Here is a 26272-nt window from a genome sequence, read left to right on the forward strand (position 1 = left end):
CCCCACCAGGGATTTCGGGGCGGCTGACCCCGTTGCGGGAGACGGTCGGCTCGTCCGCATGATCGCCCCCTCGCACTGATGTGAGGGTCAACCGGGCCGGGCGTGAAGCCGGTCACAGCAAGCCGGTCACAGCCGATGGGGCAGCGGGCCCGATCCCGCCAGGAGCGTACGCAGCCGGCGGCGCCCCCGGTGCAGGCGCGAGGTCACCGTGCCGTGCGGGATGTCGAGGAGCTGGGCTATCTCGCGGTAGTGCAGGCCCTCGACATCCGCGAGGTAGACCACCTCGACGAAGACCTCGGGCGTCCGGCGCAGCGCGTCGAGAAGCTCGGGATCGGGGATCCGGCTGAGCACCTGCGACTCCGCGGAGGCGAGCCCCGAGGAGGTGTGACCGGCGGTGCCGACGAGCTGCCAGTCCTCGATCTCGCCCGTGCCCCAGTGCTGCGGTTCGGCCCTCCTCTTGCGGTAGGAGGTGATGAAGGCGTTGGTCATGATGCGCCGGAGCCAGCCCCACAGATTGGTCCCGGCGCGGAACTGGTGGAAGCACTTGTAGGCGATCGCGTACGTCTCCTGCACCAGGTCTTCCGCGTCCTCCGGGTTGCGGGTCAGGCGCAGTGCCTGGGCGTAGAGCCGGCGCCGGTAGCCCAGGGCGTCGCGCTCGAAGCGTCGCGCGCGCTCCTGGGCGGATTCCTCCGCCGGTTGTGGTGCGTCGCCGGGCGGGCGCACCTCGTCGGTGCGGGTCGGGGGCGCGGTCATCGTTCGTCCTTTGCGTGGGGGGCGCCGTCGGGGGCGCGGGTTCGTTCGTCCGGGGCCCGCGGGCGCGGTTGCGGGGCGTCCCCGGGACCGCCGGGTCACAGACGGGCGGGCCGTCGCGCGCCGTGCTGGAGGCTGCGGTAGAGGTAGGCGGCGGACGACATCGTCATGTGGTGGTGCCAGCCGGGGAAGGAGCGCCCCTCGAAGTCGAGGAGCCCGAAGTCGTCCTCCAGGCGCTGCACGGCGGCGTGGGTCAGCGAAGGCCTGCGCAGCAGCGCGAGCACCTCGTCCGTCCGACGGTCCCCGAGGCTGGTGATCCAGAACCGGGCCGGGCGCCGCCCCGCCGGGAACTGCTCGGCGATCAGCCGGTGGACGCGCTGGGTGCTGGGCGCGGCCGGAGAGCTGCCGGGCAGCCGGACCGGCGCGGAGTACACCTGAACGCGCCGCGTCCGGCCGCCCTGCTCGGCGCCGATGACGTACGGATGGCGCCCTCGGCCCTCGCGCATGAACTGCTGCGCGCCGACCGGGCGGACCGGGCCCGGCCGGGTGCCGATGCCGGGGGCCGCGTGGAGCGCGGGCAGTACGGGCTGGTCGGGGCGGACCTCGATGACGAAGTCCCGCTCCCGCAGATGCAGATGCGTCGCGAGGCGCGTCGCGTCGATCGGGCAGTGCCGGTCGACGACCAGCGGAGCCGGTCCGGACACCTTCAGCGCGGCGATCCGGTCCGTCAGGTCCAGGACATGCGCCCAGGCCGGCTCGGCCCGTACGGTGTCGGGGACCCGGGCCCGGCGTCTGCGCACCTCGTCGCCGCACCACGCCTCGTCCATCAGCAGGGACCACTCGACGGGGATGCTCTCCGACCCGGAGGTGAGGAACAGCCCTATGCCGACCTGGCAGTTGACGGTCCGCCCGGCCTCGGGCACGAACCGCTTGTGCACACCGACCGAGTGTTCGCCGCGCTTCTCCACCAGCGTCGTGCCGACCGTCAGGCTGTGGCCGGGCAGGCGGGCGGCCGCCTTGCGGGCCAGCGACTCGCGCGCCGCGCTCCAGTCCCACGGGCTGGCGCTGATGAACTGCTGCAGCGCCTGCGCCGCGCCCGGGGGCAGGCGGGCCTCCTTGGCCATCTGGGAGACCGTCTTCTTGCCCGGTGCCGTGAGCAGCCCGCGCAAGTAGGCGTCGGCCCAACGGCGTTGGTCGACACGGGGCAGATAGCCGAACACGTCCTCGGTGAAACCGGATAAGTCGGGCATGCAGTCGTCCGCGAACCGAGGCTGCGGCAGGACGGCTCGCTGCGGTACGGCCATGATGAATCCCCCTCTGAACGTCGACGGCCGGTACGACTCTCAAAATATAGCGAACGCTTTTTCTGTTTTTGGCCAGACCGGTCCGTCCCCGCTGCGACTTCGGCAAGTCGGCGTTGCCGCCGGGAGCCCCGGCTGGGGAAGGTGTCCGTCTTGTGCAGTCCGGTACGGAGAAAGGTGTTCGAGGTTGATACGCACCCGAGGGTGCGCGGTGATGAGGAGGTGCCGGCCGGGTGGCCGGCCCGGCTCCCCGCCCCGCTCCTGTTCCGCGGGTGCGCCCGCGGCGCACTGCTGTCCCGGGCGCCGCACCGGGCGGTGGCCGTGGTGAAGCAGATGCGCGCGGCCCGCACCCGCGCCGCCGTACTCCGTGCGGCCGCAGTCGAGATCGACCGGGACGGCTACGCCGGCACGTCGCTGGTCCGGATCTGCGCCGCGGCCGGGATCTCGCTGGGCGCCCTCACGTTCCACTTCCCGGCCAAGGCGATCCTGGCCGACGAACTCCAGGACCGGGGCAGCGCGATGACCCGGGCCGCGGTGACCCGGGTCCTCGCGCTCCCGGCCTCGCCGCTGCGTCTGGCACGGGCCCTGCTTCTGGCGGTCGCCCGGCTCCTCGAAGCGGAGACCGAGGTCCGCGCGGCCGCCCGGCTGACCCGGGAGCGCCCGCGCGAGGCGGCCGACTGGACGGCCGCATGGCTTCCGGAACTGCACCGCCTCCTCGAACAGGCGGGGGCAGAGGGCCAGTTGAGCCGCTCGGTGGATCCGGAGGCGGTGACGGTACTCACCGCGCACCTTGTCACGGGCGTGGATGCCCACCTCCGCCTGCGCGCCCTCACCGGGCCCGACCCCGAGCCGGGCGCCGGAGCACCCCGGGATGTCGTCGGTCAGCTCGCCGAGGTGTGGGACATCGTTCTGTACGGGGCGTCCGCCACCGGGCCGCCCCGCCCGGAGCGCGGCGATCAGGAGTGAACGGCCTGAATCCGACCCACAGTTGGGGTATCGCCGAGGTGAGCCCAAAAGGGGCCATGGGATGATCTTGCTCGATGAGTGAACCCGGCGACAGGGGCCGTCGTCGTCAGCCTGCCGTCTGCGCCCCGGCCCCGGTGCGGGGTTCGGGAAGCGCGCCGCCGGCTTGGAGGGTGGCGAAGTCGGCGTGGGCCTGCTCGATGGCCTCGGGGTGTGCCTCGCGTTTGGCGTGCTCTGCGAGCGCCCGGTAGATGCTGGCGACGGAGGGGTTCTGTCCCTTGCGCTTGCCGGTGGGAATGATCAGGTCGGGCTGGATCTGCTCGACCGTCTCGCCGAGTGCCCGGCGCCGCAGGACGGTGTGCAGCATGTCCTCGGTGATGACCGGCGGCCGGCCGCCGTGCTTTCCCTTGCGGGCCGCGGTGTCGAGCCCTTCCAGGGTGGACTCCCGGATGTTCTCCCGCTCGGTCTCCGCCATCGCCGCGAAGAACGCGAACAGCAGCCTGCCGTGCCCGCTGGGGTCGTACATGCCCGCCAGCGGTCCGGCGAGCATCTCCAGCACGAGGCCGTGGGCGGACAGGTGGTCGGCGAGCGCGGTGAGTTCGGCGGCGTCGCGGCCGAGCCGCTTCATCTCGTAGACCGTGAGGATCACCCGGCAGTGCGGGGCGTGGGCCTTGATCTCCCGGGCGGCGCTCAGCGCGGCCTCGAATGCGGGGCGGACCCGCACCCGGGTGCTGATCTTCTCGGCGAAGATCTTGTCCCGGGGGATGTTCTTGGCGGCGAGCGCGTCGAGTTGGGAGTCGAGTTCCTGGCCGAGGGGCGAGCAGCGCGCGTAGCCGATCCGGATGTCGGCGGTCGGGGTGTCGGGGTCGATCGGCGCCGGGGGCGGGGTGCCGGGCCGCCACGGCTGCCCGGGGCCCCGGTCGGCCGGGGTGGGCACCCGCAGCAGCTTCGCCAGCCGGGGCACCTTGGTGAAGCGGCCGGTGTGGTAGGCGCCGGCGACCGCGCCGCCGCGCGAACGGCACGGCGATCCGGCCTCGGCGCCGCAGCGCGGACACGGGTGGCGCTCGATGTCGTCCACATCGGACACGGGGGCGGTTTGAGGGTCCGTCATGAGCCGCGATTTTCGCACAATGCAAGTCTCAGAAGGGGGTCCGTCCCGCTATTGAGTGAGAACGAGTTCTGCGAACCGATCCGGGGCCCGGAGAGTCTTCCCGGCCGTCGAGTGATCTTGCTCTGGCAAAGGACCGTTTATGAGAGACACCGCCCCAGACGGTCATCATGCACAGCGAAGGCGGAAGTCCCCGATCGCGCGGATCGGGGACTTCGCCAAGGGCCGCCGGAGGGATCCTGTTCCGGCCCCGGGGTGCCGGTGCCGTTTACGCGGCGGAGGTGAGTTCGGCGCGGCCGAACAACAGCGCGTGGCCGGTGGGGAGCTGATCGAGGATGCGGGTGATGAGGTCAGGGCCTGCGTGGGCGGCGACGGCCGCGAAGACGGAGCCGGTGTCCCAGCGGGTGGTGGCCAGGGAGGCGCCGGAGCGGGCGGCGAGGTCCTTGACGAAGACCCAGCCGGTCAGCGGCTGGGTGTCGGGGATCTGTGCGGTCAGGACACGTGCGGCTTCCAGGGGCAGGCAGGCGGCCAGGTCGACGCGTTCGTCGCCGGTCAGCTGGCGTCCCAGCCCCGCGAGAACCAGGCGGACGGCTTCCTCGGCTCTCTCGCGGGTGGGATAGGCACCTTCGTAGCGGACCTTCTCCAGCATCTGCTCATACGCCGTCGAGTACGGCTGCTGGTGCTCAGACGGTACGCGTACGTCGGTGATCACTGCGGTGCATGCCTTTCGTGGAGCGGTGCGGGTGTGGGGCACCGAGGTAGGGGTCAGGTGGGCTGGGGGCGGCCGAAGAGGAGGTCGTAGCCGGCGGGGAGCTGGAGCAGGATCTGTCCCATCAGGTCGTCGCCGGCGGTGTCGGCGACCGTTGACAGGACGGCGCTGACGTCCCAGGTCGCGGTCTGCTCGGTGGCGCCCTCGATCCAGGCCGCGGTCGCCCGCACGAACCGCTCCATTGGTAGCGGTTCGGCGCTCTGCAGCGGGTTGAGCAGGATCAGGGCGAATTCCTCCGGCAGGCGGGCTGCGAGCTGGGCGCGGACTTCGCCGACCAGGTGGGCGCCGAGCAGGGCAAGCACTACGCGGGCCGCGCGCTCGGCTTCCTCCGGAGTGCCGTACTCGCCGCGTTCCTTGACGTGGTCCAGGAACGCTTCGCGTCGCAGAGTCATCTTGGCCGCCACCCCTTCTTGTCTCTTCGTTGCCCGTAGGGGTGCGGAGGGCGGGATGGAGGGGGAGATCAGGTGCCCGTCCTCCGCACCGGTCCGGCCGGTGTCAGCCGGAGATCTCCTTGTGGCCGGATCCGACGCCGATGGAGATCTTGCGGGGCTTGGCGCGCTCGGCGATCGGGATGCGCAGGGTGAGCACGCCCGCGTCGTAGTCGGCCTTGATGTGCTCGGTGTCGAGGGTGTCAGCGAGCACGATCTGGCGGGAGAAGACGCCCAGCGGCCGCTCAGAGAGTTCCATCTGCACGTCGTCGGCCTTCGCGACCGGCCGGCGCTCGGCCTTGACGGTGAGCATGTTCCGCTCGACGTCGATGTCGATCGCGTCCGTGGTAACGCCGGGAAGGTCGAAGGCCACCACGTACTGGTCGCCCTCGCGATAGGCGTCCATCGGCATCGCCGACGGCTTCGACCAGGTGCCCGGGCCCATCAGCTGCTGCGCCAGCCGGTCCAGCTCACGGAAGGGGTCAGTGCGCATCAACATCGTGAAAACACCTCCAGCAGGTTCAGGCAGTTACTGCCAATGCGCCTCACTGACACCGTTGTAACATGTCATCCAATGGATGACAAACACGATGTCGTCTACATGATGACAACCTGAGGGAGGTGCCCGTGACCGCACCCGACCAGCCGGTCTCCACCGACGCCGACGCCCACAGCCCGGCGTCGTTCCTCGCCGCCGCGGCGGCCCTGGAAGCCATAGACGAAGCCCTGCGCGACGCCCAGCACGAGACCCCCGACACCCTCGGCGCCGGGCCGGCCCCGGAGCAGGCCCTCGCCTCGCTGATGCTGCTGCGGCAGGTACGTGAGCGGCTCGCCGGATGGGATGATGATCGGCCTGATCGAAACGGCCCGGGACGCGGGCGCCAGCTGGGCCGACCTCGCCTCTCCCCTGGGTGTCGCCAGCCGCCAGGCCGCCGAGCGCCGCTACCTTCGCGGCCGCCCCGGCCCGGCCGGGACCACCGGCGAACAGCGCGTGACGGCCACCCGCCAGGCCCGGGCCGCCGACCGCAACACCGCCACCTGGGCCCGTCGCAATGCGGCCGACCTGCGCCGCCTCGCCGGCCAGATCACCGCCCTCACCGACCTTCCCCCCGCCGCCCGCCGCCCGCTCAATGAGCTCCACGCGGCCCTCGCCCACAACGACCCCGCCGACCTCATCGCGCCCCTGGCCGCCGCCCGCCCCCACCTGGCCGCCGCCCACCCCGACCTCGCCGCCCGGCTCGACACCCTCGCTCCCCCCTGACTCCGCCCGGTGCCCCGCAACAGCCCAGTCAGCCTCCGCCCCGGGCGGACCCCCGATTGCCCTCGAAGTCCGGCGGCAGATCGTCCTCCGGGTTACGCCACCGGTTCGCCCCCGGCGCCCAGATCTCCCGCCGACGCAGCGCATCCCGCCAGCGACCAGCACACACAGCTTGTAGAGGATGGCCAGCTTCCTCGTCCGCGCCTCGTGGGTTCGTGCCGGGGCATCACTCATGCAGGTGTGTTTGCGGCAGAACTACGCGCATCGAACCTGAAGAAAATCTGTCGCGGTCACAGTAGACATTGGCTCATCGCAGGGTTATCTTTTTCGCGTACCCAGGAAGTCGAGATGGGCGCGGCAGAGATGAACTGCCGCGCATGCAGGTCAAGCAGGACGCCCCACGGGGCTGCGAGCAGTACCCGCGTTATCCAGCAGTACGACCGTGTAGCCGAAGGTAAAGGAGCAGACGCCATCAGGATCGCCCGGGCGAGGAAGAAGTCCGCCCGGGTACCGCAGGCCCCGGATTGGAAGGTGGTCCCCGGTCACGCATCCGCGATCCCCGCAGCCCCGCCCTCCCAGGCGGAACCTGCGGACAAAGAAGGCCGGCGCAGTAAGCCGGTAGATGGTGTTGAAAGCTCGGGGCCCCGGTGCCGTACGGCACCCGGGCCCCCCGACGTGTCCCTGAAAGAAGAGGTCTATGCCCCCTGCCAGTTCCCGTCCCGTCGACAGTCTCGACGATGACGACTACCCCGCCTACACCATGGGCCGGGCCGCCGAGATGCTCGGCACCACCCCCGCCTTCCTCCGCGCCCTCGGCGAACACCTCCTGATCACCCCGCTGCGCTCCGAAGGCGGCCACCGCCGCTACTCCCGCTACCAGCTGCGCATCGCCGCCCGCGCCCGCGAACTCGTCGACCAGGGCACCCCCATCGAAGCCGCCTGCCGCATCGTCATCCTCGAAGACCAGCTCGAAGAAGCCCGGCGCATCAACGAGCAGCTGCGCACACAAGGCCGCGAGTCGCAGTCGAAGAACTCAGCCTGAATCAGCACGCCGATCCTGGGGCAACACCGGCCAGCGGACGATGCTGCCGCCACCGGCCGCGCCGCCGTAAACACCCTCGATCAATCGTCCATGGACTTCATGATGCCGACCCGGCCGCGGCCTTTCAGGCGGCCTGACCGAAGCCGGCCGCGGCCGGGTCCGCATCGCGCAGCGGGGCGAAGTCCACGTCCAGCTTCGGGTCGTACGCCTCGGGCTGGATGCCGAGCTCGTGCGTGCTGTACTCGCCGAACCGGTTGATGTGCTCGGTCAGGTACGGCGAGATGTGCGCCAGGTCCTCCGGCTCGATCGTCCAGCCCTCCTCCAGCAGCTGGCGGACGATCTCGGCGATGTCCAGGGCGTTGTGAAAAATGACCGCGTTGGTGAGAAGAGCGTTGAATTTCATCGCCTTCTCCTGCTCGACCGGGTCGTTGTCGGCGATGACGCCGCGGTTGCCGAAGCCGACCCACTGGGAGAACCGGTTGAACGACTCGACCTTGTTCGTCGCCGCGGTCACCCGCCGCCGTAGCGGCGCGTCGGAGAGGTAGCGCAGCAGCTGCACGGTGCGGATCACGCGGCCGACCTCGCGGAACGCGGCGTACGTGGCGTTCTTCTTGGAGCCCGACCGCAGCCGCTTCAGCAGCGTGGAGGAGGAGATCGCCCCTTCGCGCACCGAGACGGCCACCCGCATCAGGTGCCGGAACTGCGACTCGATCAGGTCCCAGTCGATCACGTTCCTGCCCGGCTCTCCGAACAGGGCGTCGATGTGCACGTACTCGCTCTGCTTGCTCGGCCGGTAGAACGTCGAGTCCTTCCAGTTACGGATGCGGGGCATCAGGTCGAAGCCCAGCAAGTGGGCCAGCGCGAACACCGGGAAGCTCTGGCCCTGGGTGTCTGCGTGCACCGTGGTGGGCTTCACCTCGGACGTGTTCTTCAGCAGGCCCTCGATGATGTAGACCGCCTCCCACACCCCGCACGGGATGAAGTGCGTGAACAGCGCGATGTAGGTGTCGGAGATGTGGTGGTAGGCGATGCCGCCCGGCTTGCCGTATCTGACGCTCGTCTCGGCGAGCAGGTTGTCGAGGTAGGTGTCCATGTGGGTGCCGTCGGCGGCCACCGCGGTGCCATCGCCCCACGCCTGGGAGATGTCCAGCTGGGCGTGGGCGTTGACCAGGTCGGCGATGGCCTCGTTCAGCAGCACGATGGAGAAGTGCCGGTTCGCCGTGTACGACAGCTCATGCCCGCTCACGCCGGGGATGTGCCGGGCGGCCTCGTACGGGCCCATGTTCGTGCCCTTCACGAACGTCGTGATCACGTAGCGGCTGAACGGGTCGGCCAGCTTCGGCTCGTTGCCGGAGGCCGGGCCGAAGCGCCGCCACCACTCCACCCAGTACGCCGTACGGGCCAGGATGCCCATCAGCGACCGCTCCGGCATCCTCGCCTTGATCTCCTCCTCCAGCCGCTTCGCAGGCGGCCGCTGACCCTCCGAGCGGTGCGGCTTCAGCGACGGGATACCCGTCTCCAGGTCGATGACCAGGCCCTCGTTGTCCGGGTACCCGGCGTCCGCCGCCGCGGCGGCGTCCCGAAGCTTGTCCTCCAACTGCCGGCGGAAGAACTTGGCGTCGAACTCGGCCGTCTCGTCCTCCTCAGCAAGGCCGACCTCCACCAGGTAGGCGCCCAGCTTCTCCTGGACGGCCTCCCACGCGAGGAGCTGCTTGGACCAGTCGGCGTACTCCTCCGAGCCGACCACCGCGACGTCGCCGGTGCGCAGTTCCTCCGCCAGGGCGGTGAAGACCATCGCCTCGAAGTGCTTGCGCACGAACTGGCCCGGGCGGGTCTTGTCGAGCACGGCCTTGCGCCAGTTCTGGGTGGCGAAGGAGATGTCCACCTCCCGGCCCATCTCGTCGAAGGCGGTGATGTACTCCCCGCGGGCAGCCTGGTGGCGCTGTGCGTGCGCGAGCGCGTCCAGCACCCGCCCGTCCTCGCTGGTGGCGGTGAACTCCAGCTTCTCGGCGAGGTCGAACATCACCGCCCGGTCCCGGCCGATCTGCCCGTACAGCAGCGGCTCCCAGAAGTTGCCGTGATGGGCGGAGACCTTCTCGATCTGCTCGTACTGCTTGTCGAACCCGCCCAGCTCCTCCACGGCCTGGGTGACCGCGCCGAGCCCGCCGGCCTGCACCACCAGGGCCTTCGCCAGCGCGAGCAAGGCCGGGGAAACCTCGCCGTCCAGCCGCTCGGCCACCTCCTCGGGCGACGCGTGCTCGTCCAGGCCGTCCAGCGCCTGCCGGGTCTCCGCAGTCATGGCCGCGGCCTTCACCAGCGCGGCACGGGCCGGACCGCCCTCGTCGATGTGCTTCAGCACCGTGCGGTAGTTGCCGATCAGGGCCTCGACGATCTCCCGCTCGGCCAGCCGGATCTCCTCCAGCTCCTGCTTCGCCTTCTTGACCTTCGTCGCCACCCGCTTGCAGAACATCGTCGCCAGGTCGTCACGGACCCGCATCCGTGCCTTGTGCACCAGGCAGGCCACCAGCGCGAGGCGCCGGACGGGCCGGTAGTCGCGCAGCTCCGCCACGTCGGCAGCGTCCGCCTCCCCGGCGAAGTCGGTGACCTTCCCCGCGGCCACCCCGTCCATCCACACGTCCGTGTCGCCGAGGCCGTCCACCCACTCCAGGCGCTTGGTCAAATTCTTGAAGTGCGACCAGCTCGGGCCCTGAGCGGGCCTCTTCAGCCGGTTGAACAGCGTGGTGCCGTCGCCATCGCGGTCCTGCAGCAGCCGTGCCAGGCCGGCCCGCTCCGCCGGGCTGATCCGGTCGTGGATGCCATCGCAGATCGCGGTGTTCACCTCGCGGCGGATCTTCGAGGCCATCGCGTCGAAGGTGGAGAACGCCGGCAGCTCCAGCCCGGACTCCACCACCTTCTCCAACGCGATATTGATCAGGTCCGCCGGCCGGTTCTTCGCCGCCGCCTCCTTGCGGATCGACCGCTCGGCGATCCGCCGGGCCTCCACCTGGTCGTAGAGCACCCCGACCCGCTTGCGGACCAGGCCCCGATGGTTCTTGGCGGTCTTCTCCGCCTGGTACACCGGCAGCGTGCCCTCCGGCAGCTCCACCTGGCGCCGGACGAAGTCCACCACCATGTCCGGGACGACCTCCAGCTTCGGGAAACACCCCATGCGCTGATACGACTTCAGCATCAGCAGCAGAGCCAGCAGATGCTCATCGCAGTCCGTGGCATCGGACGCCCACTGAAGCTCATCGCGCGTCGGCGAGAAGAACAGATGCAGCTCATGCGCGGTGATCAGCCGCTTGAACCGCGGATACGCGGTCCGTTCGATCGAGGTCACAACCCACCCCAGGCCCCAGACGATGGTCAACATCACCACCAACGACACTGAGCCGAACGGGTGACGGACCGGGACCTCACGGCTTCAAGATCATCCCATGGCCCCTTTTGGGCTCACCTCGGCGACACCCCACAGTTGACGTGATGGGGCAGGCGGGCGGCGCTTTTCGAAGGGAAGGGGCGGGGGAAGCGCAGCCTGCCGTGACTTATTGAAGTCCCTATGTTCGCCCTCGTACGGCCCATGCAAGATGGTGCCCGCGAGGTACCCGGAACGGATCGCGGGCCTGGTCCGCCGTCCTGGGGGACGCCTCGCCCGGTGCCCCTCCAGTGCACCCGACAAGCAGGGGTGCACCGTCCTGCCGCTCGCCTGACGGAAGGCAATCCCCCGTCCTGGCCGTCAGTCCCGGCCGGGCGGTGCACCCCACCGGGCGGCGACAGCGCCCGGAGACGACTGGAGTTCAGCTTGCGCGGCGGGCAGCTCCTCCCGCCGGTCGCCATTCAGGGAGACGAGGAACATGTCCTGTATCAGCGTCCGTGAGCAACTGTCCGCACCCGCAGCCGAGTTGGAGACGGCATGGACCTGATGGACCATCACATACCGTCGCTCCGGTTCGCCGGGGCAGTCCCCTCAAGACCCCACCGGGTCGCCGCGCCGCCGGGCCTGCACCGGCCGCCCGCCGCCTGGCGGCTGCTCGTCGTGGAGAGCGACGCCCACGATGCCGAATCGCTCATCCGGGGCCTGACCCGGCACGGGCACAGCGTCGAGCGGGCGGAGACCGGCCGCGCCGCCCTCGCCGGCTACCAGCGCGCCGACCTGGTGCTGCTCGACCTGGAACTCCCGGACCTGGACGGCCTGGAGGTGTGCCGCGAGGTGCGCTCCACGTGCGACATCCCCGTCATCGCGGTCACCGCCCGGGCCACCGAACTCGACCGGGTGCTCGGCCTCCAGGCCGGCGCCGACGACTACCTCGTCAAGCCGTACGGATTCCGGGAGCTGATGGCCCGCATCGATGCCGTCATGCGCCGCATCCGGCCCCAGCCCGTCGCGACGCCCGTGGTGGCGCATGGTCCGCTGCGGATCGACTCCATCGCGCGTGAGGTGAGCGTGCACGGCAGGCGGGTCGAGGTGACCCGCAAGGAGTTCGACCTGCTGTACCTGCTCGCCTCGCAGCCGGGCACCGTCGTCCCGCGGCACCGGATCATGCGGCAGGTCTGGGGCGACTCCTGGTCGCGCCGGACCCTCGACACGCATGTGAGCAGCCTGCGCAAGAAGCTGGGTGCGGGGGACTGGATCACCACGGTCCGGGGGGTCGGCCTCCAGTTCGTCCGGCCGTGACCCGCCCTCGCGCGAGGCCCTGAGCCGGGCTCCGCCCTTCCGTTCCCCACGCCGCCACCCTCGTACCCGTAAGCGCCCGCCCGGGGCGATCGACCCGCTCTCGCAGGAGGCCTTCGCGCTGTGCCCGCCCACCACGTCCCCATCGGCCAAAAGCCCGTCAAGCAGATCCACCTCGCGGCCCAGCTGCCCAGCGTGCAGAACACCACCGTGTGGTCCGACCCCCGCTCCGGGAGCCAGATCGACCTGGAGTCCTTCACCCGCCTCGCCCGGACCGCGGAACGGGGCAGGTTCGACTTCTTCTTCCTGTCCGAGGGGCTGCGGCTGCGCGAGCACAAGGGCCGCATCCACGACCTCGACGTGGTGGGCCGACCCGAGTCGCTCACCGTTTTGAGCGCGCTGTCCGCCGTCACCGACCGCATCGGCCTCGCCGCCACGGTCAACTCCACCTTCAACGAACCCTATGAAGTGGCCCGCAGACTGGCGACCCTGGACCACCTCAGCGAAGGGCGCGCCGCCTGGAACGTGGTCACCACCCACGACGCCTTCACGGGTGAGAACTTCCGGCGCGGCGGCTACCTTTCGGAGGCCGACCGGTACACCCGGGCCGCCGAATTCCTCTGCACGGCGAGGGAGTTGTGGGACAGCTGGCGGCCCGGCGACCTCGTGGCCGACCCGGCGGCGGGCGCGTTCGTACGAGCGGGCGCGGGCGCCTTCGCCCACCACGGCCGGCATGTCGACATCACCGGACGCTTCAACACACCCCGCTCCCCCCAGGGACACCCGGTGATCATTCAAGCCGGGGACTCGCCGGAGGGGCGCGAGTTCGCCGCACGCGACGCCGACGTCGTCTTCAGCCGCCACAGCACGCTCCCCGAAGGCCGCGCCTTCTACCATGACGTCAAGTCGCGCCTGGCCAAGTACGGCCGCGCCGCCCAAGACCTGAAGATCATCCCCTCGGTCACCTACGTACTGGGCGACACCTCGCACGAGGCCGAGGAGCGGGCCGCCGAGATCAGCCGGGCCCAGGTCGGCCCGCAGACCGCGCTCCGGTTCCTCGAAGCCGTCTGGGGCCGGGACCTTTCCGGCTACGACCCCGACGGGCCGCTCCCCGGCATCGAGCCGCTGCCCGACGAGCCGCTGATGAAGGGACATACGGAGTTCCGCGGCGACCGGGCCGCGACCGCCCGCCGCTGGCGGGAGCTGGCCTCGGCCCGTGGGCTGAGCATCCGTGAGCTGGTCATCGAGGTCCGTGGGCGGCACACGTTCGTCGGGACACCGGCCCAAGTCGCCGCTGCCATCGACGAGTTCGTGCAGAACGACGGCGCCGACGGCTTCATCTTCGTGCCTCATCTCACCCCCACCGGCCTGGACGACCTGGTCGACAAGGTGGTGCCGCTGCTCCAGGAGAGGGGCGTATTCCGCACCGACTACACGGGCACCACCTTGCGCGACCACCTCGCCCTGCGACCTCCCCGCACCGCCGCCGACCGGGACGCCTCCTGATGCCCTCGGCTCCCAGACCTGAGACATCACCGGCGCCCGAACCCGTGAATGGAGACATCGTGACCCGGCTTCATCTCGCCGTCGCCCTCAACGGAGCCGGCTGGCACCCGGCGGCCTGGCGGGCGCACGGCGCACAGCCCGACCGGCTGTTCGCCCCGCGCTACTGGGCGGACCTGGCCGGCGAGGCGGAGCGCGGGCTGATCGACTTCGTCACCATCGAGGACGAACTCGGCCTCCAGTCCGCCGCGTTCCACCGCCCCGACGACCGGACCGACCAAGTGCGCGGCCGGCTGGACGCCGTCCTGCTCGCGGCCCACCTCGCCCCGCTCACCTCGCGCATCGGCCTCGTACCGACGACCAATGTCACCCACACCGAACCCTTCCACCTCTCCACCGCCATCGCCTCCCTCGATCACGCCAGTCACGGCCGGGCCGGCTGGCGCCCCCAGATCACGTCCCGGGCGGCGGACGCGTACCACTTCGGCCGCCGCACCACCCCGGTCCTCACCGACGAGGACGTCCAGGACACCGAGCTGATCGCGCGCCGGCTGCGCCCGCTGTTCGGGGAGGCCGCCGACGTCGTCGAGGCCGTGCGCCGGCTCTGGGACTCCTGGGAGGACGACGCGGAGATCCGCGACGCGGCGACCGGGCGCTTCATCGACCGCGACAAGGTCCACCACATCGACTTCGCGGCCGAGCACTTCAGCATCCGCGGCCCGTCCATCACCCCGCGCCCACCACAGGGCCAGCCGCTCGTCGCCGTCCTGGCACATGCCTCGACCCCGTACGAACTCGCCGCCCGCGCGGCCGACGTCGTGTTCATCACGCCGCGCTCGCGCGCGGACACGACGCGGATCCTGGGCCAGGTCGACAAGGCCGTCGCCACCGTGGGGCGGACCTCGGACGAGCCCCTCAAGGCGTTCGCCGACCTCGTCGTCTTCCTGGACGAGGACTCCGGCGCGGCCGCCCGCTGCAAGCGGCGCCTGGACGAGCTGGACGGCGCGGCGCTCGGCTCCGACGCGCACATCTTCTGCGGCACGCCCGGAGAGCTGGCCGAGCTCCTGACCGACTGGAGCGGGGCCGGCCTCGACGGGTTCCGGCTGCGGCCCGGCGTGCTGCCGCACGACCTCGCCCTGATCACCACCCGCCTGGTCCCCGAACTCCAGCGCCGCGCGGCCTTCCGCACCGCCTACGGGAGCCCCACCCTGCGCGGCCTGCTCGGCCTGCCCCGCCCGGCGAGCCGGTACGCGGCCACGGGCTGAACCCTCCCGGGTGGCCCAGCCCGCAACGGGCTGGGCCACCCGGCCCAGCATTACGCCGAGTCGGCACGACGGGCCAGGCCTTCGAGGAGCGGGTGGACGGTCGCCGTCGCGACAGGCGCTCCGGCGGCATGGAGCGCCCACCACGCACTGGCGAGGTTGGACGACAGCAATGCCCGCCCGGGACGGGCCAGTTCGCCGAGCGCGGCCAGGGTGAACATGCCGGTCCCGGTGAACAGCACCGCGCCGTCCTCGGGCAGCGAGCGGCGGCTCAGTTGCTCCAGGAGCATCTCGGTGGTCACCCGGTACGGGTCGTGGACCTCCCCCGCCTTGATCTGCACGACACCGTCGACGGTGAGACCGGCCTTCTCCCAGTAGCCGCGCGACAGCTCGGTGAGCCACGGCTCGTACGGGGACACCAGCGTCAGCCGGTCGAGCCCCAGGGCCTCGAGCGCCGAGAGGGTGGCCAGCGCCGAGGACCGCACCGGATACCCGGCGCGCTCGCCGAGCCGGGCGCAGAACTCCCGGTCGCCGTCCGGCCCGAGCAGATAGTGCGAGGCGCTGCACGCCACCACGGCGGCATCCAGCGGCAGCCGGCCGAAGCCGTCGAGCACCCCGGGCAGCACCTCGTTGTACGTCTCCAGCATGGCCCGCAGGCCCTTGCCCGGAAGGACCGGGAACCGGGTGGTGTGCACGGTCGTGCCGGCCCCGTAGAACTGGCCGAACTCGGGCTCGGCGGTGGGGTTTTCCGGCGGCACGACAATCCCGATTCGTGGCACGGAGCGTATGTCCATGACGGCATCACCCATCAGTCGAAGAATTTTGGCGCAGTCGAATGCGAGCAGGCTAGTCCAGGAATGCCGTGCGAGCCGTGGGGTCCCTTGAAATCGGCGTCCTTCTCACCCGGATCTTGCATTGCTGTGGTGAGTTGACATTGGTCTGACAATGTCTGACAAGAGCCGTACACGGTAGGCGTTGACGCCCGCCACCGGCACCGATGAAGCTATTCATCAACGGCAGCCGCACCCGTTCGACACGGAATGCGAAAGCCTTCGAAGGCGGTTCGCGTCCTTGTCGCGGCAGCCGGATTCTGCAATAGCTTCTGGATGAAGGAGTGAATGCACATGGTGATAGCGGAAAGCCTCCCCGGGGATACCCGGGGCCCGGCGGAAGAAAAAGAACCCCTGCCCGTCCTGCCCCGTATATCGGATGCGACGCTGCGCGACTCGGCCCACATGGCCGGCGTCGAGTTCACCGCCAAGGACGCGAGGATCATCGCGGACCTGCTGGTGCGGACCGGCGTGGAACTCGTCGAGGTGGGCATGGTGTCGGGCCCCTCGTCGGCCGACGCCGACCTCATCCTCGCCACCCACGAGGCCGTGGGCCCCGAGCACTCCATGAGCCTGGTGATGGTCCGGGACCGCCAGCAGGTGACGAAGGCGCTGGACGAGGCCGTACGGCTCGGCGTGAAGTACGTGATGTTCTCCATCCCGACCTCGCAGGAGCACGCGGCGCTGAAGCTCGCCTCGCCCAGCGAGAAGTACCTCACGGCCCTCGCCAAGGCGGCCATCGAAGGCGCCAAGGAGCGCGGCCTGCACGTGACCTTCAGCGGGGAGGACGGCGCCCGCACCCCGAAGGAGCGGCTCGTCCCCTATGTGGAGGCGGGCTTCGCGGCCGGCGCCGACCGCTTCCGCCTGGCCGAGACGGTCGCGTACCTCTCGCCGTGGCAGATGGAGGCCAAGATCGCGGACCTCACCGCGATCGACGGGTCCGAGATCGAGATCCACTCGCACAACATGCTGGGCATGGCGGTCGCCAACTCCCTCGCGGCCGTCCGGGCCGGCGCCCAGTGGATCTCGGCGACCGTCGGCGGCATCGGGGAGCGGGGTGGCAACGCGCCGCTGGCCGAGCTGCTCACCTCGCTCCGCGTCGTCCACGGCGACACCCGGTTCGACCTCGGCCACCTCACCGAACTGTCCCGGGTCGCGCTCAAGGGGGCGGGCCTTGGCGAGGCGTTCCAGTCCGGCCCCACCACCGCGCACGCCTTCGCCTACGAACTGCCGGGCCAGCTCAGCAACCCGTCGGCGTACGAGACCCTGCCCGCCGAGCTCGTCGGCAACTCCCGCGAGCTGCGCGTCCGTTCGCGCATCAGCCCGGCCCTGGTCCGCTGGGCGGTCACCGACTCGGGCGTCGAGGACGGCCTCGACGTCGAGTCGTTCACCACCTGGCTGACGAATCGTCAGGAGCGGGACGGTCGCCCCCTGCTCGACCGCGACGGCATCCGCAAGGCCGCCGTCGACTTCCAGTCCATCTGACCCCACCCGAAGCGTGCTGAGCCGACCCGGCTCCGTACCAACCGATTTGGAGAAGACATGTCCACGCTGCTGACCGGTGCCTGCCCCGAGTGCGAGACCGACGTCACCACCCCGCCGATGGTCCAGGGCGAGACGCTCTCGTGCCCCGAGTGCCTCCTGACGCTGCGGGTCGACGACATCAGCGACGGCACCCTCTCGCTGGAGATGGTCGAAGTCACCCTCCGCGACTGGGGCCAGTAAGAGCTACCGCCAACAACGGAAGGAGCCCATTCGCATGGGTAAGAAAGTCGCCATCGTGGCCGACCGGATCAGCTGGGAAGAACGTCAGCTGATCCAGTCCGGCCCGGACTTCGGCCTCTCGGTCGAGTGGCTCAACGACGAATCCCTGTGCCTGGGGCACCCGCAGCCCAAGTCCGTCAGCGGCTACGACGCACTCCTGGTCCGCAGCCGCAGCTACACCCGGGGCGGCATGCTGGCCACCCTCGCCGAGGCCACCGGCATCCCCACCCTCAACTCGGCCGCCGCCATCCACGCCTGCGAGAACAAGCTGGCCCTGCGTGCCCTGCTGCGTACCGCGGGCGTCCCCGTCCCGGACTTCCGGCTCGTCCTGTCCCGCAAGGACTTCGAGAAGGCGCTCGACGAACTGCCCCTGCCCGTGGTCCTGAAGCCCGTCTTCGGCGGCATGGGCAAGCGGGTCACCCTCATCCGGCACTCCGACACCGCGCAGTCCGTCTACGACTACGTCGAGGACCTCGGCCACGCCTTCGAGCAGGCCTGCCTCGTCGAGCCGTACCTGGGCGGCGGCTCGATCCGCTGCCTGGTGGTGGGCCGCGAGCTGGTCGCCGCCGCCGAGTTCCAGAGCGGCGGGGCCGACTGGCGCAACAACGCCGCCCTCGGCAACCGCAACCGGGCCGTCGCCCATGACGAGGACGTACGCCGGATCGTGGACAGCGTGGTCGACCAGCTCGGCCCCGGCATCTACGGGATCGACCTCTTCAGCACCCCGGACGGATATCTCGTCAACGAGGTCAACCACGCCCCGGGCTTCCGGGCCGTCGCCACGGCGACCGGCGCGGACATCGCCTCGGTCGTCGGCCGCCATGTGCAGGAGCTCCTGTGATGATCCGAGTCGGCATCATCGGCGCCTCGGGATTCGCCGGCGGCGAGCTCATCCGGCTGGTCGGCCAGCATCCCGAGCTGGAACTGACCTTCCTCGGCGGCTCGTCCAACATCGGGCGCCGCCCCTCCGAACTCCACCCGGGGCTGCGCCAGGACCTCGGCCTGGCCGTCGAACCCGTCTCCACCGACCTCTCCGGCCGGTGCGACGCGGTCCTCCTCGCCACCCCCGCCGAGGTGTCCGCCGAACTGGCCGGACAGCTCGCAGGCCAGGTCGCTTCCGTGATCGACCTGAGCGGAGCCTTCCGCATCCGCAGCACCGACCTCCACGAGCGCTGGTACCCCAAGGTGCGGCGGCAGCCCGAACTGGCCGACCGCTTCGTCTACGGAGTGCCCGAGCTCGTCGCGGACCAGATGGCCGGCGCCCCGCTGATCTCGCTGGCCGGCTGCTACGCCACCGCCATCACGCTGGGCCTGGCCCCGCTGACCCTCGGGCTCGGCCTCGACCTCAAGACCGTCCTGGTCGACGGGAAGAGCGGATCCAGCGGCAGCGGCCAGCAGTTGCGCACCGCGGGCCTTCACCCGTACCGCAACGGCGCCATCACGCCGTACGCCCCGGTCGGGCACCGGCACGCCGCCGAGGTCGGCGACTTCCTGGAGCGCAGCAAGCCCGGCACGATCGGCTCCCTGACGATGTCGGCGTACGGCGTCTCGCACGTACGGGGCCTGATGGCCAGCACCTATGTGTTCACGGACGACGCGGTCGACACCCGTGAACTGCAACGCGCCTACCTGCGCTTCTACAAGGGCCGCCCGTTCGTGCGGGTGCGCAGGCACACCGAGACGATGATCCCGGTGCCCGACCCGCAGGCGGTGCTCGGCTCCAACTACTGCGACGTGAGCGTGCTGCACGACCCCGAAGGCGGCCGCATCGTCGTCCTCGCCGCACTCGACAACCTGATCAAGGGGGCCGCGGGCCAGGCCGTCCAGGCGCTGAACATCCGCTTCGGCCTCCCCGAGGAGACGGGGCTGACCATGCAGCCGCTGATGCCGGCATGAGCAACACACCCTCGGTCGTCAAGCTCGGCGGAAGCTGCCTGGACGACATGACGGACGCCTGGTGGGACGACCTGGCCGCGCACGGCCGAAGTCATCCGCTGATCCTGGTGCACGGCTGGTCCAAACCGCTCAAGGACCTCAACCCCCGCTACACCGAGCCCTCGGCCATCATGCGGGACCGCTACGGCAACCAGAGCCGGTGGACCACCCCCGAGGTCATCGACGACATCAAGACGGTCAGCCACGCCCTGGGCGAGCAGGTCTTCGCCCGCCTGAACAGCCGCGGCATCACCGCCGAGCGGGTGGTGGGCAGCGACGGCCTGGTCCGGGCCGGCGAGGGCGAGCGCTGGTGGTGGCGGAACAAGCAACTCGTCGAGCTGGACAACCTGGTCGGCCCGATCACCGGCGTGGACCCCTGCGCCCTGAAGGACCTGAAGCCGGGCCACTGCCATCTCGTCACCCCGCTGGCCCGCAACCCCGCGGGCCAGGAGGTCAACACCGACGCCGACCGGGCCGCGGCCGCCATCGCGGGCGCCACCGGCGCGACCTCCCTGACCCTGGTCACCGACGTCGCCCATCTCCTGATCGACGGCGAACCGGTGCGCCGGATCAGCGCGGAGGCCGCCGCGGCCTTCCGCGACAAGGGCGCCACCGGCGGCATGCGCAAGAAGCTGCGGGCGGCCGGCGAGGCACTGGACGGGGGAGTGGGCCGGGTCATCATCGGCAGCGCACCCGTCTCGGACATGCTCGCCGAACGCACCGGCACCGTCATCACCCCCGCGTGAAACCGAGCCCGCCCGCCGCCGTGCCCCGCGCGCGGCAGCGAGGGCACATCAGCGAGAGGAGCAGCGCACGTGGCGTCGTCCCGGGTGCTAGTGGTCAACAACGGAACCCTGTCCCTGAAGCAACTGCGCAAGCGCTTCGAGGACCTGGGCTCCGAAACCGACACCGTCGACGCGGCCTCCGTGCCGCGCAAGCTCGACGGACGCCATCAGGCGATCGTGCTGAGCGGAACCAAGGTCCGCGCCTTCGACAGCGACTTCTACCGGCCGCTGATCGACCTCGTCATGCAGGCCGACGTGCCGGTCCTGGGGATCTGCGGCGGCATGCAGATCATCGCCGTCGCGGCCGGCGCCGAACTCGCCGAGGGCCCGCAGCGGGTGGGCGGTCACGAGGCGCACGTCGACAAGGAGGAGGCCCTCTTCTCCTACGTCAAGCCCACCGTGACGGTCTTCCACCGGCACACCCTCTACCTCCAGGCCGCACCGAAGGGCTTCCGCTCCATCGGGCGCTCCGAGCACGCGCCGGTCGAGTTCATGCGCTCCGACGACGGCCGCATCTTCGGCTCGCAGGCCCACCTCGAATTCCGCAACGACGGCATGGAGATCCTCCGGGGCTTCGCCGAGCAATACCAGTGACGCACTGTCAATTTCCTTGCTTCACATACCAGTCAATGAAACCCAACCGATGATGAGGTCTCTTCACCATGAGCATCGTGGATGACAACCCTGGCGGGGACGAACAGCGCGACCCCGCCTTCTCGGTCGCCCTCAACGGCAGCGGCGGCCCGCTCAAGGGCTGGGTCGTGGTCGACTCGCTGGTCGACTCGATCGCCATGGGCGGCACCCGCATGACCGCCGACGTCACCGAGGAGGAGGTGCGCGGCCTCGCCCGCGGCATGACCCACAAGCTGACGCTCGTCGGCCTCCGGGTGGGCGGCGCCAAGGCCGGCATCGTCTCCGACGGCACCGACCGCGAGCAGACCCTGCGCACCTTCGGCCGTACGGTCGCGCCGCTGCTGCACGGCGGCATCCACCTCGGCTGCGACCTCGGGGTGACGCCGGCCGACCGGAAGGTGTTCTTCACCGAGGCCGACTACGACCCGCGCCGCAAGGCCCGCGGGGTGGACATGCCGTACGACTGGCGCACCTACTACGAGCCGCTGGTGGACTGCACCGGCCATGGCGTCGGTGTCGCCGCGGTCACCGCGCTCGAAGGGCTGCCCGACCGGGGCGCCTCGCGCCGTGTCGTCATCCAGGGCTTCGGCACCGTGGGGCGCTCGGTCGCGAAGTTCCTGGAGGACCGCGGCCACCGCATCGTCGGTGTGGCGGACGTGAAGGGCACCATCAGCGCCGAGCGGCTGCCGGTCGCCGACCTGCTCGCCATCACCGACGGCTTCGGCCGTATCGACCGCTCCCGGCTGCCGCAGAACGTCACGGTCTCCTCCGAGCCGGACGCCTGGCTGGACGTGGAGGCCGACCTCCTCATCCTCGCGGCCAACCACAACGCCCTCAACGACGCCAATGTGCACCGGCTGACCGCGCCCCTCGTGGTGGAGGGCGGCAACATCACCGTCAGCCCCGAGGCGAAGCTGAAGCTCGCGGTGCAGGGCGCGACCCTCGTCCCCGACGTCGTCGCCAACGTCGGCGGCGCCGCCGCGGCGGGCCTCGCCCTCACCCGGACCGTACCGTTCGAACTGGAGGCGACCGCCCGCAAGGAGTGGGTCTTCGACTGGGTCGGCACCCGCGTCCGCAAGAACACCCAGGACCTCCTGGAGATCGCCGCCGCGACGTCCGAGGACCCGCTGCCGGCCCTGCTCTCCGCCCGCCGGGGGGAGCGCCGATGACCGCCGGGTTCGTCCCCGAAGGACACGAGGCCCGTACCGCCGAGTACCGGCGGCGCGGCTGGTGGCGCGACGAGACCTTCCTCGACGACCTGCGCCGCCAGGCCCGGGAGCGTCCGCACAAGCTGGCCATCGCCGGCCGCCGGGTCACCCAGGGCCGCACCGACACGCTGGACTACACCGAGCTGTTCCAGATGACCGAGCGGTTCGCGGGCGCCCTGGTCGAACTCGGCGTCCAGCCGGGCGACTTCGTGGCCGTCCAGCTCCCCAACCGGTGGGAGATGGCGCCCCTCCTGTTCGCCTGCATCCGGGTCGGCGCGGTCATCTGCCCGATCTCGCCGATCTGCAACGAGGAGGAGCTCCGCCACCGCCTGGAGCTCACCGAGGCCCGGGTCTGCATCACCGTCCCGGAGTGGGACGGCACCCCGCTGGCGGAGATCGTCACCGGTCTGCGCGAGGAACTGGCCACGCTGGAGCACGTGTTGGTGGTCGGCGGCCACGCCCCGGACGGCGCCCGCGACTTCCACGACCACTTCGTCGGCACCGTCTGGGAGGAGGAGCACACGGCCGACCTGGACGGGCGCGAGCTGAAGCCCGACGACCCGTTCGTGGTCCTGTTCACCTCCGGCACGACCGGCGAGTCCAAGGGCGTCCTGCACAGCCAGAACACCATCCACTCGGCGGTCCGCGGCTACGTCGACGCCTTCCTCCTGGACGACGACCTGGTCGCCGCCGTCACCACCCCGCTGGTCCACTACTCGGGCTTCGGCCAGGGCATCCTCGCGGGCGTCATGCTCGGCGGCACCATCGCCTTCCAGGACGTACGCAAGAACGCGGCACTGCTCGACCTCGTGGAGCGCTACGGCGCCACCCTGCTCTACGGCCCGCCGCCCACCCTGCACGAGATCAGTCAGTCGCAGCGCACCGATCCCCGCGACGTCAGCACGATCCGACACGTCGTGACCGGCTCGGCGCCGGTGCTCCAGCCCCTGGTGGACGAGCTCCGCGAGACGCTCGGCGCGCGTACGTACTCGCTGTGGGGCATGTCCGAGAACGGCCCGGTCACCATCACCAAGCTCGACTACAACCAGGACTGGGCGGCGCACAGCAACGGCCGGCCGATCGACGCCATGGAGATCCGGATCGACAACTGCAAGAACCCCGACGAGCGGGCCCCCGTGGGCCGGCTGAGGGTGCGCGGCGCGTCCCAGGCGCTGAGCTACTACAAGCGGGACGACGTCTTCGCGGCCGAACTCACCGCGGACGGCTGGTTCGACACCGGGGACGTGGCGCGCGACGACGGCCGCGGTGGCATCCGCATCCTGGGCCGCGCCAAGGACGCCATCATGCGCGACGGCATCGTCGTCCCCATGACCGAGCTCGAAGCGATCATCGCCCGCCACCCCAAGGTGCACGAGGCCGCCCTGGTGGGCCCGACCGGCCAGGTCAGCGACGCGATCTTCGCAGTGGTCGTCGCGAGCGACGGCGAGGGGCCGACCCTGGAGGAGATCCGCCGGCACCTGAAGGAGGCGGACCAGAGCGAACGGTTCTGGCCCGACCGCCTGCTGGTGGTCGAGGCGCTGCCCAAGACCCTCACCGGAAAGGTCCGCAAGGCCGCCCTGCGGGAGCTCTACCCCGAGGCCTGAGGTCCAAGGCCCGCCCCGAAACCGACTGTTGGAGTAGTCATGCCCGAGCCCACCGAGGTGACCATGTCGGCGACCCTCGCCGCCGACGAGGCACTCGCCCGCAGACGGCTGGCCGGAGAGCAGGTGCTCTCGATGGCCAGCGGCGAGATAGGTCTGCCGGTGCTCCCCGCCCTCCGGGCGAAACTGGCCGCGGCCGCCGGCCTCAACACCTACGGCCCCGTGGCCGGGAGCGCCGCGCTGCGCACCGCGGCGGCCGACTACTGGCGACGGCGCGGCCTGTCCGCCGACCCCGGTCTGGTGGTGTGCGGGCCGGGCAGCAAGCCCCTGCTGTTCGCGCTGCTGCTCGCCGTCGGCGGCGACGTGGCGCTGCCCATGCCGAGCTGGGTCAGCTACGCGGCGCAGGCCGGCCTGCTCGGGGTGCGGCCGATCCCGGTGGAGACCCTGCCGGGCCAGGGCGGCGTCCCCGACCCCGACCGGCTGCGCGAGGCGGTCACCGCCGCCCGCGCCGCCGGGCGCGACCCGCGCTCCGTCGTGGTCACCCTGCCGGACAACCCGACCGGCACCATCGCCCGGCCCGGCACCGTACGGCGTCTGTGCGAGGCGGCCAGGGAACTGGACCTGGTCGTCATCTCCGACGAGATCTACTGCGACCTGGTCTTCGACGACGCCCAACCGGCCGTCTCCCCGGCCGTGTTCGCCCCCGAGCGGACCGTCGTCACCACCGGGCTCACCAAGAACCTGGCCGTCGGCGGCTGGCGTACGGGGGTGGCCCGGCTGCCCGACAGCGACATCGGGCGCGCCCTGCACACCCGGCTCGTCGGCGTCGCCAGCCAGATCTGGTCGAGCCCGGCGGCACCCGTCCAGGAGGCGGCGGCCTGGGCGTTCACCGAGCCGCCCGAGGTGGTCGAGCACATCCGCGCCTCCCGTCGGCTGCACGAGGCGGTGGCGCGCGCGATGGCCGCCCGGTTCGCCGCGGTGGGAGCGCTGCTCACGCCCATCCGGGCGACCTGTTATCTGTACCCGGACTTCGAGCCCCTGCGCGAGCACCTCGAAGCGGCCCACCGGATCACCTCGGGGGCAGAACTCGCCCAACACCTCGTCGAGGCGTACGGGTTGGGGCTGCTGCCCGCGAGCGCGTTCGGCGAGCCCGGTCGTTCGCTGCGGCTGCGCGTGGCCACCAGCCGCCTGTACGGCGACACCGACGAGCAGCGCACGGCGGCCCTGGCCGCCACCGATCCGGTGGCCCTGCCGTGGATCCGCGCCTCCCTGGACCGGGTCGAGGAGGTCCTGGCCGACCTGGTGGCCTCCCGGGCGCCGCGCCCGGAAGCGGCCCTGCACGCCTGACACACGTGCACCTGCCACACCGTCAAGACATCAGCAATGCCTGACACATCGTCAACTGTCGCGGCCCCGGGCATGCCCCGGACCGCGGCCCCCACGGCTCAGGAGGGCCGCCACATGTCCATCCTCTTCGAATGCGTCCATCAGGGCGAGCGTTACGTGGGCTTCGACCGGCCCGCCCCCGGTGAGCCGCAGACGCTCTACAAGGTCGCCGACGGGCAGCTCGCGGCGGCGGTCATCGCCACCGACGGCCCCGAGGCCCTGAAGGCCGCCATCACCGACCACGCGGAGAGCATCACCGTCACGGCCGGGGACGGCGAACTGGCCTTCCTGCCCCCGCTGTTGCCCACGGCCGACGGCAGCGCGCTGCTGAGCGGCTTCATGCGGACGCACAAGTCCAAGTTCGACACCGAGCCCAGCGAGGACGAGGAGTTCGTCGCCCCGAACTGGTTCTTCAAGGGGTTCGGCTCGTGGCTGCGCATGCCCGGCGAGACGCTCACGGTACCTGCCACGGCGGTCGCCCTGATCGAGGAGCCGGAGGTCGCGCTGGTCTACGTCAACGACGCGGAGGGCACCCCGCACTACGCGGGATACACGTTCGGCAACGACCTGTGCGACATCGGCCTGCACCGCCGGAACCCGGGCTGGAACCCGTACTGCAAGCTCTGCGACACCTCCATGGCGCCCTGGCTCTTCCTCGGTGAGCCCCCTCGCTCGGTGACCGGCCGGGTCACCATCGAGCGCGGCGGGGTCTCGGCCTGGGAGGGGACCTTCGACTGCGGCGACGACGCGCTGTACTTCGGCATCAAGGACATGGCGGCCCACCTGTTCACCTATCCGGCGGTCCGCCGGCCGGGCCTGGTGAACTACGTCCTGATGGGCGCGGACGAGGCCAGCTTCCACGACGGCTTCCGCATCGCGGACGGCGACCGCATCACCATCGACGTGAAGAGCCACGAGGTGGTCCTGTCCAACCCGGTGAGCTTCGAGGCGCCCGCTCCCCTCGCCCGATGAGACCCCGCCTGCCTTCGCGGCCCGGCATGCTGCCCCCCCCGGCGGCGTGCCGGGCCGCGGCCGTTGCCGGGTGGGCCCATCGGCCGAGATCTGCGCCACACT

Annotated in this window: 23 protein-coding genes and 1 pseudogene; 16 read left to right on the forward strand and 8 right to left on the reverse strand. The window is 70.9% G+C overall.

Translation table 11 applies throughout. From position 1 onward, the window contains the following. Positions 1–126: 126 nt before the first annotated feature. Positions 127–753 (reverse strand): sigma-70 family RNA polymerase sigma factor, encoded by a 627-nt coding sequence (locus tag ABD346_RS13220; RefSeq protein ID WP_344374693.1) that lies wholly within the window; start codon positions 751–753, stop codon positions 127–129. A 95-nt stretch (positions 754–848) separates the two neighbouring features. Beyond that, positions 849–2054, reverse strand: a complete 1206-nt coding sequence (locus ABD346_RS13225) for an IS701 family transposase (protein WP_344374695.1) — start codon at positions 2052–2054, stop codon at positions 849–851. A 201-nt stretch (positions 2055–2255) separates the two neighbouring features. On the opposite strand from ABD346_RS13225, the gene ABD346_RS13230 reads away from it, so the two are divergent. Continuing rightward, positions 2256–3017 (forward strand): TetR family transcriptional regulator, encoded by a 762-nt coding sequence (locus tag ABD346_RS13230; RefSeq protein ID WP_344374696.1) that lies wholly within the window; start codon positions 2256–2258, stop codon positions 3015–3017. 106 nt (positions 3018–3123) lie between these two features. On the opposite strand, the gene ABD346_RS13235 is transcribed toward ABD346_RS13230, so the two are convergent. From ABD346_RS13235 to ABD346_RS13250, 4 genes are all read right to left on the reverse strand, one after another. Beyond that, the gene (locus tag ABD346_RS13235) at positions 3124–4125 is read right to left on the reverse strand and encodes a recombinase family protein (RefSeq protein WP_344374698.1); all 1002 of its coding nucleotides are present in this window, start codon (positions 4123–4125) and stop codon (positions 3124–3126) included. Between the two features lie 265 nt (positions 4126–4390). Beyond that, the gene (locus ABD346_RS13240; protein ID WP_319367144.1) at positions 4391–4834 is read right to left on the reverse strand and encodes a DUF2267 domain-containing protein; all 444 of its coding nucleotides are present in this window, start codon (positions 4832–4834) and stop codon (positions 4391–4393) included. Positions 4835–4887: 53 nt separating this feature from the next. Next, a complete protein-coding gene (locus ABD346_RS13245) occupies positions 4888–5283 on the reverse strand; it encodes a DUF2267 domain-containing protein (protein ID WP_344374700.1) in 396 nt (131 codons plus the stop codon). A 103-nt stretch (positions 5284–5386) separates the two neighbouring features. Further along, entirely contained in the window at positions 5387–5818 is a 432-nt protein-coding gene (locus ABD346_RS13250) for an Hsp20/alpha crystallin family protein (protein ID WP_344374701.1), read from the reverse strand. Between the two features lie 128 nt (positions 5819–5946). Between ABD346_RS13250 and ABD346_RS13255 the strand changes: the two are divergent. Then, positions 5947–6580, forward strand: a pseudogene (locus tag ABD346_RS13255) (type III effector protein). 694 nt (positions 6581–7274) lie between these two features. Continuing rightward, positions 7275–7619, forward strand: coding sequence for a helix-turn-helix domain-containing protein (locus tag ABD346_RS13260; RefSeq protein ID WP_319367140.1), 345 nt, complete (start codon positions 7275–7277; stop codon positions 7617–7619). 124 nt (positions 7620–7743) lie between these two features. Here the strand turns inward: ABD346_RS13260 and ABD346_RS13265 are convergent, their stop codons facing one another. Further along, positions 7744–10959, reverse strand: coding sequence for a Tn3 family transposase (locus ABD346_RS13265; RefSeq protein ID WP_344374703.1), 3216 nt, complete (start codon positions 10957–10959; stop codon positions 7744–7746). A gap of 582 nt (positions 10960–11541) precedes the next feature. Between ABD346_RS13265 and ABD346_RS13270 the strand changes: the two genes are divergently transcribed. The 3 genes from ABD346_RS13270 to ABD346_RS13280 all read left to right on the forward strand — a co-directional run bounded on the left by ABD346_RS13270 (position 11542) and on the right by ABD346_RS13280 (position 15059). After that, a complete protein-coding gene (locus tag ABD346_RS13270; protein WP_381230154.1) occupies positions 11542–12294 on the forward strand; it encodes a response regulator transcription factor in 753 nt (250 codons plus the stop codon). Between the two features lie 120 nt (positions 12295–12414). Beyond that, positions 12415–13797, forward strand: coding sequence for an NtaA/DmoA family FMN-dependent monooxygenase (locus ABD346_RS13275; protein ID WP_344374706.1), 1383 nt, complete (start codon positions 12415–12417; stop codon positions 13795–13797). Continuing rightward, a complete protein-coding gene (locus ABD346_RS13280) occupies positions 13797–15059 on the forward strand; it encodes an LLM class flavin-dependent oxidoreductase (RefSeq protein ID WP_344374707.1) in 1263 nt (420 codons plus the stop codon). The genes ABD346_RS13275 and ABD346_RS13280 overlap by 1 nt, the downstream gene beginning before the upstream one ends. A 50-nt stretch (positions 15060–15109) precedes the next feature. Here the strand turns inward: ABD346_RS13280 and ABD346_RS13285 are convergent, their stop codons facing one another. Then, positions 15110–15850 (reverse strand): maleate cis-trans isomerase family protein, encoded by a 741-nt coding sequence (locus ABD346_RS13285; RefSeq protein ID WP_344374709.1) that lies wholly within the window; start codon positions 15848–15850, stop codon positions 15110–15112. Between the two features lie 330 nt (positions 15851–16180). Between ABD346_RS13285 and ABD346_RS13290 the strand changes: the two genes are divergently transcribed. From ABD346_RS13290 to ABD346_RS13335, 10 genes are all read left to right on the forward strand, one after another. Next, entirely contained in the window at positions 16181–17371 is a 1191-nt protein-coding gene (locus tag ABD346_RS13290) for a LeuA family protein (RefSeq protein WP_344374710.1), read from the forward strand. A 57-nt stretch (positions 17372–17428) separates the two neighbouring features. Continuing rightward, positions 17429–17611: a lysine biosynthesis protein LysW gene (locus ABD346_RS13295; RefSeq protein WP_344374712.1), complete on the forward strand. Its 183-nt coding sequence runs from the start codon at positions 17429–17431 to the stop codon at positions 17609–17611. A gap of 34 nt (positions 17612–17645) precedes the next feature. After that, positions 17646–18491, forward strand: a complete 846-nt coding sequence (locus ABD346_RS13300; protein WP_344374713.1) for an ATP-grasp domain-containing protein — start codon at positions 17646–17648, stop codon at positions 18489–18491. After that, a complete protein-coding gene (gene argC, locus ABD346_RS13305) occupies positions 18491–19546 on the forward strand; it encodes an N-acetyl-gamma-glutamyl-phosphate reductase (RefSeq protein ID WP_344374714.1) in 1056 nt (351 codons plus the stop codon). The genes ABD346_RS13300 and argC overlap by 1 nt, the downstream gene beginning before the upstream one ends. Then, positions 19543–20331, forward strand: coding sequence for an amino acid kinase family protein (locus ABD346_RS13310; protein ID WP_344374716.1), 789 nt, complete (start codon positions 19543–19545; stop codon positions 20329–20331). The genes argC and ABD346_RS13310 overlap by 4 nt, the downstream gene beginning before the upstream one ends. Before the next feature lie 69 nt (positions 20332–20400). Beyond that, entirely contained in the window at positions 20401–20964 is a 564-nt protein-coding gene (locus ABD346_RS13315) for a type 1 glutamine amidotransferase (RefSeq protein WP_344374717.1), read from the forward strand. A 68-nt stretch (positions 20965–21032) separates the two neighbouring features. Beyond that, complete coding sequence (locus tag ABD346_RS13320) at positions 21033–22172, forward strand: Glu/Leu/Phe/Val dehydrogenase dimerization domain-containing protein (RefSeq protein WP_381230027.1); 1140 nt, start codon at positions 21033–21035, stop codon at positions 22170–22172. Then, positions 22169–23815 carry an AMP-binding protein gene (locus tag ABD346_RS13325; RefSeq protein ID WP_344374721.1) on the forward strand — a complete coding sequence of 549 codons (1647 nt, stop codon included), beginning with the start codon at positions 22169–22171 and terminating at the stop codon, positions 23813–23815. The genes ABD346_RS13320 and ABD346_RS13325 overlap by 4 nt, the downstream gene beginning before the upstream one ends. Positions 23816–23854: 39 nt before the next feature. Next, positions 23855–25159, forward strand: a complete 1305-nt coding sequence (locus ABD346_RS13330) for a pyridoxal phosphate-dependent aminotransferase (RefSeq protein ID WP_344374723.1) — start codon at positions 23855–23857, stop codon at positions 25157–25159. Positions 25160–25273: 114 nt separating this feature from the next. After that, a complete protein-coding gene (locus ABD346_RS13335) occupies positions 25274–26170 on the forward strand; it encodes a fumarylacetoacetate (FAA) hydrolase (RefSeq protein ID WP_344374724.1) in 897 nt (298 codons plus the stop codon). Positions 26171–26272 lie beyond the last annotated feature (102 nt).

Source organism: Streptomyces mauvecolor, from assembly GCF_039532965.1.
Taxonomy (GTDB): domain Bacteria; phylum Actinomycetota; class Actinomycetes; order Streptomycetales; family Streptomycetaceae; genus Streptomyces; species Streptomyces violascens.

Bases quoted from the DNA above. Each gene is read 5' to 3' on its own strand.
- ABD346_RS13220 (WP_344374693.1), bottom strand. From the start codon at position 753: ATGACCGCGCCCCCGACCCGCACCGACGAGGTGCGCCCGCCCGGCGAC.
- ABD346_RS13225 (WP_344374695.1), bottom strand. From the start codon at position 2,054: ATGGCCGTACCGCAGCGAGCCGTCCTGCCGCAGCCTCGGTTCGCGGAC.
- ABD346_RS13235 (WP_344374698.1), bottom strand. From the start codon at position 4,125: ATGACGGACCCTCAAACCGCCCCCGTGTCCGATGTGGACGACATCGAG.
- ABD346_RS13245 (WP_344374700.1), bottom strand. From the start codon at position 5,283: ATGACTCTGCGACGCGAAGCGTTCCTGGACCACGTCAAGGAACGCGGC.
- ABD346_RS13250 (WP_344374701.1), bottom strand. From the start codon at position 5,818: ATGTTGATGCGCACTGACCCCTTCCGTGAGCTGGACCGGCTGGCGCAG.
- ABD346_RS13260 (WP_319367140.1), top strand. From the start codon at position 7,275: ATGCCCCCTGCCAGTTCCCGTCCCGTCGACAGTCTCGACGATGACGAC.
- ABD346_RS13270 (WP_381230154.1), top strand. From the start codon at position 11,542: ATGGACCATCACATACCGTCGCTCCGGTTCGCCGGGGCAGTCCCCTCA.
- ABD346_RS13280 (WP_344374707.1), top strand. From the start codon at position 13,797: ATGCCCTCGGCTCCCAGACCTGAGACATCACCGGCGCCCGAACCCGTG.
- ABD346_RS13285 (WP_344374709.1), bottom strand. From the start codon at position 15,850: ATGGACATACGCTCCGTGCCACGAATCGGGATTGTCGTGCCGCCGGAA.
- ABD346_RS13290 (WP_344374710.1), top strand. From the start codon at position 16,181: ATGGTGATAGCGGAAAGCCTCCCCGGGGATACCCGGGGCCCGGCGGAA.
- ABD346_RS13295 (WP_344374712.1), top strand. From the start codon at position 17,429: ATGTCCACGCTGCTGACCGGTGCCTGCCCCGAGTGCGAGACCGACGTC.
- ABD346_RS13300 (WP_344374713.1), top strand. From the start codon at position 17,646: ATGGGTAAGAAAGTCGCCATCGTGGCCGACCGGATCAGCTGGGAAGAA.
- argC (WP_344374714.1), top strand. From the start codon at position 18,491: ATGATCCGAGTCGGCATCATCGGCGCCTCGGGATTCGCCGGCGGCGAG.
- ABD346_RS13310 (WP_344374716.1), top strand. From the start codon at position 19,543: ATGAGCAACACACCCTCGGTCGTCAAGCTCGGCGGAAGCTGCCTGGAC.
- ABD346_RS13320 (WP_381230027.1), top strand. From the start codon at position 21,033: ATGAGCATCGTGGATGACAACCCTGGCGGGGACGAACAGCGCGACCCC.
- ABD346_RS13325 (WP_344374721.1), top strand. From the start codon at position 22,169: ATGACCGCCGGGTTCGTCCCCGAAGGACACGAGGCCCGTACCGCCGAG.
- ABD346_RS13330 (WP_344374723.1), top strand. From the start codon at position 23,855: ATGCCCGAGCCCACCGAGGTGACCATGTCGGCGACCCTCGCCGCCGAC.
- ABD346_RS13335 (WP_344374724.1), top strand. From the start codon at position 25,274: ATGTCCATCCTCTTCGAATGCGTCCATCAGGGCGAGCGTTACGTGGGC.